A 3,236-nucleotide genomic window follows, 5' to 3' on the forward strand; every position below is an offset into this window, starting at 1 on the left:
GAAGGTTCGCTCGAAGGCTCCCACGGTGACCGCGTCCGTGAAGGGGACGGTGTTGGCGACCGGGGAGGGTTACACCACTATCAGGGACTCAACTGGATGACCGCCGCGGCTGCCCAAGCAGTGGAGTCGGCATCGGTCAATCCCCTGCCTGGCTCAGGCGATCAAGCTGGCCAATGGCATTCCTGCCCCCGCGTCGAGCTGATGGATCTTCGTGCTCAACCTGCCACGTGAGCGTCCGATACCGCGACCGGCAGGTTCATCCCGCAGATTCCCGTAGTTCGATCCATCCCCTGCATGGCGGGCAATGTCCGTGGCGTGCTGATGAGCGTGGGCGATCGCGGAGTCCAGTCCGGACCGATCCATCGATGAGGCCCTGGGCGTCGCTGGCGGCCGCCAATGTTGCTAGCACCTCATGCCAGGTGCCCGCAGCTGCCATCCGCCAGCACCAGGTCAGCGCGGTCTGCCAGGGCCCGTAGACCTCGGGCATATCCCGCTACGGAATCTCGTGCCGATGCGGGTAGATGGTCGCCTCGATCATCGCCCGGACATCGGCGAACGGCCGGCCCTGCCGGCTGGCCCGGGCCGGGCCGGGCCAGGCCGGGTGCATCGAAGTGGTCGGCGGCTCCCCATGGGCGTCGGAGAGCGCCTGGATACGAGAGATGCGATCCAGGGCGTCAGCTGGCCCCTGGATTCATTGCCAGACACATTCGAGGCTCCGTCGTCCTCCAGGCACGAAGAAGCCCCCGCACCGATCTGGTCGGTGCAGGGGCCTCTGCTCGGCTCCCCCGGTTGGATTCGAACCAACAACCCTTCGATTATTACTGAAGTTGAACAGGCTCTGTAGTGGGTCACCGAACACCGCAGTGGGGACCGTCATGGCCAGGGCGAGCACCAGCTCGTGTTGATCGACAAGACAGTCCTGATACTCGTCGATGAACAGGTGGGTATAGCTGACTTTGAGCATCTTCCCCACTGCCCTGCTGGTGGCTGTCCGCGCCGCTGCGCGATGGTATTCGGCAGACTTGCTCCAGTCGGGACCACCGGACACGTCGAGCCCCGCGAGACTCGGGAAGTGGGCAATCAGGTCATACGACCATGAATCGATTGTGCGCACGACGACTTGGTCGCTGGCAACGCCAAACTTTTTCATGCGGCGGCGAAGGGCGTCCACACCAGCATGCGTATGCGTCAACACGAGGCATGTCCCGCCTTGCTGGGTAGCTTTTGCCACACTGGCCGCGATCAGCTCGGTCTTCCCAGCACCGGCGGGAAGAGCCACCGAACAGGGTAGTGCCCTGAGTACAACTTCGACTGCTTTCGAGATGGGAGGGTCCTCAACCATCGAAGGACCCCTCCGAAGACTCCGCTGGCGGCTCGGATTCCGCGGCGTAAGCGAAGGTCTGCAGATCGTCGATCACCTTCATCAAGTGGGTGCTGTCCAAATCAGCCCAGTGCCTGATGACGACCTCGGCAAGTTCTTCGCCTCTATCTTCGCGCTTGAACCACTCCTTATCCCTGGCAGTCGCCGCGGCCGCGATGGCACCGCGGATCTCGGTTTCATTGACACCGGCCTGTGCCTGCCATGAAGCGAAGTCGGTTCCAGTCAGCTGATCGTTGTTCAGACTTGCGCCGACATTAGCTCGAATGGAATGCTCACCCCTGATCTCTACGGCTAGGTCAACGAGTGCCTGCAGCCCCTTGGCGCCGAGAGTCTGAATGATCTCATCTTCGATCGCATTGCCCGGACCCCAGCGGTATACGCTTACGCCGGAGTCCATTGCCTGCCTCACCGATTTGTCAATAGCGCGGTCGTCATTATCCACTAGCAGGCAGGCTGGGTAGCCGAGCTGCTGGAAGTGCTGGGCTCGCTTGGTCGACTGGGTCCCTCCCCCTCCATTCACCAACACGACGCCAAGCGAAGCAGCACCAGGCTGCTCAGCGGCGATCCGCTGGGCGTCCCAGTGACGAAGCAGGCCGCGCAGGAAACCCACCTCGGTCGCACCCTCTCCGACAAGTACGCGACGGCCAAGGAGCGCCTCTGGGGCAATACGGAACGTGCCCTGCACGTTGTCGAGGTCTTCAGGAACCGGCTGGCAGGTGGTCACGCCAGTTCCATCCGCGCGGACTACGACGAGATCGACGGCGCTCAGCGTCTTCACCGCGATGGGAGAGTGGGTGGTCATAATGACTTGCAGGTTGCCCCCTTCAGTTCGCTTCTTGAGGTGGTGGAGGACTTGCGCCAGTCGGTGCGGCTCGAGCCCGTGTTCGACCTCGTCGATGGCAATGATCGAGCCGTCGTCCATCGCCTGATCCTGGATCGACAAGCTTGTTAGCCGGCGCGTGCCGAGCCCGAGGCTCGACAGAGGCACGTCACCGTCATGAAGCATCAGCGAATGTGTGGAGGTGGCCGAGCCTGGCTCGAGACCAGGCCGCAGCTCATCAAATTTCCCTGCACCGAAGTTCCCGGCCGACCGCTGAACTTTGGAAGCTGCATCATGTAGGGCGCTCGACTGGGCGTCGAAGACTGCTCTCCGCGCTTCACGGTGGGCATCGAGAACGACAGACGAAGCCCCATCGCTACCATCGGTCAGGCCAGACAGGGCCGATCCGCGCGCCCAGCGAAGGTGGAGGTCGGCCCGTTCACCCAGGCGGAAGAAGCCGAGCTGGCGACGTTGGCTGGCGGAAATCGGGCGGGCGTCTTCAGAGTCGGGGCGCACGACCTCCCACGTCGGATCGAGTTCTGGGGTCACGGTCAGCCTGACGACGAGGCACTCATCGGCCTCCTCGACAGGGTCGTGGACGAGAGTGCCGCCCGGCAGGATGCCTGAGCGGTCTTTGCCAAGCTGGCTCTCCTTGACGAGATTGTCCGGGAGGTTCGTGATCGTTGCCTCGATGACGATGTTCTTGGTTAGGTCAAGGTCGAAGAAATCGGCATCCGTGAACTGCGGGCTGTAGTTCGGGCTGAGTACCAGCCCGATCGCGTCCAACAATGTGGTCTTGGTGCTGTCGCCAGCTCCCACCAAACTGATCAATCGCTGGTGGATCGCCCAGTTCGCGGATTCAATGCCACGGAAGTGCTCAATCCGGAGTCGGCGGAGCATCATGGGGTCACCTCGCTGTTAGATCCGATACGGCCCTGATAGGGCGTGTCAGATGGTCTGTGTAAGCCGTACCGAGAGGAACGGTAAGAATCATGACCATGATCGACGAGAAGAACCCAGGCGAGCCCTCGGGCC

At 62.5% G+C, this 3,236-nt stretch carries 2 protein-coding genes and 1 pseudogene; all 3 read right to left on the reverse strand.

The annotated features are described in order from the left end of the window. Window positions 1-139: 139 nt before the first annotated feature. Window positions 140-661, reverse strand: a pseudogene (locus ACUW6W_RS11605) (transposase); the annotation flags it as partial. Window positions 662-691: 30 nt separating this feature from the next. After that, window positions 692-1,342, reverse strand: coding sequence for a UvrD-helicase domain-containing protein (locus ACUW6W_RS11610; RefSeq protein WP_081097721.1), 651 nt, complete (start codon window positions 1,340-1,342; stop codon window positions 692-694). Further along, window positions 1,335-3,104, reverse strand: a complete 1,770-nt coding sequence (locus ACUW6W_RS11615; RefSeq protein ID WP_060973737.1) for an ATP-dependent nuclease — start codon at window positions 3,102-3,104, stop codon at window positions 1,335-1,337. Before ACUW6W_RS11615 ends, ACUW6W_RS11610 begins: the two co-directional genes overlap by 8 nt. Window positions 3,105-3,236 lie beyond the last annotated feature (132 nt).

Source organism: Micrococcus sp. 093350064-1 (assembly GCF_053627955.1).

Excerpts from the sequence above, each read along its gene's own strand:
- ACUW6W_RS11610 (WP_081097721.1), bottom strand. The coding sequence starts at position 1,342 with ATGGTTGAGGACCCTCCCATCTCGAAAGCAGTCGAAGTTGTACTCAGG.
- ACUW6W_RS11615 (WP_060973737.1), bottom strand. The coding sequence starts at position 3,104 with ATGATGCTCCGCCGACTCCGGATTGAGCACTTCCGTGGCATTGAATCC.